General features: G+C 71.3%; 3 protein-coding genes. All 3 read right to left on the bottom strand.

The window, feature by feature from the left end; all coding sequences use genetic code 11:
- Window positions 1–84: 84 nt before the first annotated feature.
- A complete protein-coding gene (locus L615_RS02945; RefSeq protein WP_028655272.1) occupies window positions 85–960 on the bottom strand; it encodes a CoA ester lyase in 876 nt (291 codons plus the stop codon).
- Window positions 961–963: 3 nt separating this feature from the next.
- Window positions 964–2,055, bottom strand: a complete 1,092-nt coding sequence (locus tag L615_RS02940) for a CoA ester lyase (protein ID WP_145724061.1) — start codon at window positions 2,053–2,055, stop codon at window positions 964–966.
- Between the two features lie 91 nt (window positions 2,056–2,146).
- A complete protein-coding gene (locus tag L615_RS02935; protein WP_261376537.1) occupies window positions 2,147–2,713 on the bottom strand; it encodes a DUF1992 domain-containing protein in 567 nt (188 codons plus the stop codon).
- Window positions 2,714–3,003: the final 290 nt, after the last annotated feature.

The following is a 3,003-nucleotide window of genomic DNA, read 5'->3' as shown; positions in this document are numbered from 1 at the left end:
GGTTGGTGGCCGCTGCAGCAGCCACCAACCTCGGGAACCGGCCACGAAGTGACAGGCGTCAACGCCTGTCAGATCGGCGGGGGCTCAGGCCTGCAGGGCCTGGATCGCGTCGTGGATCGCCAGCGTGCGCTCGGCGGACTCCACGTGCAGGCTCTCGACCATCTTGCCGTTGTAGGTGACGACGCCGGAGCCCTTGCCGTCCTCCCAGGCCTGGATCAGGCCGCGGGCGTCCTCGACCGCCTGAGCGCTCGGGGCGAAGCCCTCGTTGGCGCCCTCGACCTGACCGGGGTGGATGAGGGTCTTGCCGTCGAAGCCCATCTGCCGGCCCTGCTCGACCTCGGCGAGGAAGCCCTCGACGTTCTTCACGTCGTTGTAGACGCCGTCGATGATCACGATGCCGGCGGCACGGGCGGCGAGCAGCGCGAGCCCGAGGCCGGTGATCACCGGCTGGCGGCCGGGCACGTGCTCGGCGTACAGCTCCTTGACCAGGTCGTTGGTGCCCATCACGAATCCGGTCAGGCGCGGCGAGGCCTGCGCGATCGAGAGAGCGTTGAGCATCGCGATCGGGGTCTCGACCATCGCCCACAGCGTGGTCTTCTCCGGAGCGCCGGCGGCCTCGAGGGCGGCGACGAGCTGGCGGACCTCGTCGGCGGAGTTCACCTTCGGGACGAGCACGACGTCCGGGCCGGCAGCGGCGGCCGCCTTGATGTCGTCGTCGTGCCACTCGGTGCCGATGCCGTTGACCCGGATGACCAGGTGGCGCCGGCCGTACTCACCGGACGCGACCGCGGCAGCGGCGGCCTCCCGGGCGGCGGGCTTGGCGTCCGGTGCGACGGCGTCCTCGAGGTCGAAGATGATCGCGTCGGCCGGCAGCGTCTTGGCCTTCTCCAGCGCCCGCTCGTTCGAGCTGGGCATGTAGAGGACGGAGCGCAGGGGCTTGAAGGTGGTCGTCTCGGTCATGGCTCAGGCCTCCTCGGCCGCGGGGATGGCGTCGTACAGCTTCTTCAGCTCGGGGTCGATCTCGGCGAGCTGCTCCGCGAGCTCGACGAGGACGAGGCACTGCTTGAGGGAGGCGTCGTCCTCCATCTTTCCGTCGATCATCACCGCGCCGGTGCCGTCACCCATCGCGGCCACGACCCGGCGGGCGTGGTCGATGTCCTCGACGCTCGGGGAGAAGACGCGGTTGGCGATCGCGATCTGCTTCGGGTGCAGCGACCAGGTGCCGACGCAGCCGAGCAGGAACGCGTTGCGGAACTGGTCCTCGCACGCGACGACGTCGGCGATGTCGCCGAACGGGCCGTAGTAGGGGTAGATCCCGTGGGTCGCGCAGGCGTCGACCATCTTCGCGATCGTGTAGTGCCACAGGTCCTGCTGGAAGACGTTGCGCTGCGCGTCGACCTGCGCGGTGCCGTCCTCGCCGCGGGGCGGGTCCTGGCGGACCAGGTAGCCCGGGTGGCCGCCGCCGACGCGGGTGGTCTTCATCTTGCGGTCGGCCGCGAGGTCGGCCGGGCCGAGGGAGAGGCCCTGCATGCGCGGGGAGGCGCCGCAGATCTCCTCGACGTTGGCCACGCCGCGGGCGGTCTCGAGGATCGCGTGGATGAGGATCGGGCGGGTCAGCCCGGCCTTCGCCTCGAGCTGCGCGAGCAGCCGGTCGACGTAGTGGATGTCCTCGGCGCCCTGCACCTTCGGGACCATGATCACGTCGAGCTTGTCGCCGATCGCCGGGACCAGCGTGGTGAGGTCGTCGAGCACCCAGGGGCTGTCGAGCGCGTTGATGCGCGTCCACAGCTGGGTCGGCCCGAAGTCGGTCGACTGGGCGATCCGCACCAGGCCCTCGCGCGCGGCGACCTTGTTGTCGGCCTTGACCGCGTCCTCGAGGTTGCCGAGCAGCACGTCGACGGTGCCGACCATGGCGGGGATCTTGGCCGCCATCTTCTCGTTGCTCGGGTCGAAGAAGTGGATGGCCCGGCTGGGACGGGCGGGGATCTCGCGCAGCGGGGCCGGGGCACCCACGGCGAGCGGTCGGAAGAAGTCCTTGGCGCTCTTGTGACTCACGTCTGCTGAACCTACCCGTGAGTCACCGCGCGCGGGTATGACGGACGTCTCCCCGAGACGAGGTGGTACGGCGACCGGCTGGTCGTACCGCTCAGCGCCGCCGGCGCAGCCACCGCCGCAGCCGCCCGCGCGCGGCGGCCGCGGCCTCCTCCTCGGCAGCCCGGCGGGCAGCCCGCTCGGCGGCCTCCGCGMGCCGCGCCGATTGCCGCTCGCGCCAGCGCGCGACCGTCTCCTCGACGTCGCGGGGCATGGTGACGAGCGGCGGGCCGTCGACCGGGGTGTAGCGGGCGCGGATGACCCGGGCGTTGAAGTCCTCGACGTCGCGGCGCACCTCGCGCTCGGACCCGAGGGTGTCGAGGTGCGCGTCCAGCTCGGCGTCGTCCTTGCGCAGCTGCAGCGCGGGCGGGAGGACGGTGATGTGCTCGCGCTCGACGAGCTTCTTCACCCACCAGTCCGGGTCGTGGGTCGCGCCGAGGCCCTCGATCGGCTTGCCCGCGCCGGGCAGGTCGTCGAACTCGCCGCGCTCCATCGCCTGGCGCACCTGCAGGTCGACCCAGGTGTGCTGCTGCTCGATGCGGGCGCGCGCGGCCTTCCGCTCGACCTTCCGCTCCTCCGAGGGATCGGTGACCGGCTCCTGGTCCCGGGGCGTCCCGCTCACTGGACTACCTTCCTCGTGTCGGCGGTCCTGGACGGGCCGCTGATGCACCCCAGGTGCCGTCGGGTCACTGCCCTGCTCGCTCGACCCCTTGAGGTCCACGATGAGTTCTGCAGGGCCCGGCGGTCACCCGGGACGCCGTGATCGTCGACAGGGCTGTGCGCCAAGGCCGACCGGATGGCTGGCTGGGAGCGCCGATCAGTGAGCTGACAGACAGATGCGTCCCGGCACCAAGACGAGGGTGCCTCCCCACTGGGTCTAGCAGCGAGGAGGCTGACATGAAGTCTGCCAGC

The sequence above is a fragment of the Nocardioides sp. J9 genome, from assembly GCF_007829375.1.
GTDB lineage: Bacteria > Actinomycetota > Actinomycetes > Propionibacteriales > Nocardioidaceae > Nocardioides.
The sequence above is the reverse complement of the archived record's forward strand: the minus strand, read 5'-3'. Positions and strand labels throughout refer to the sequence as shown.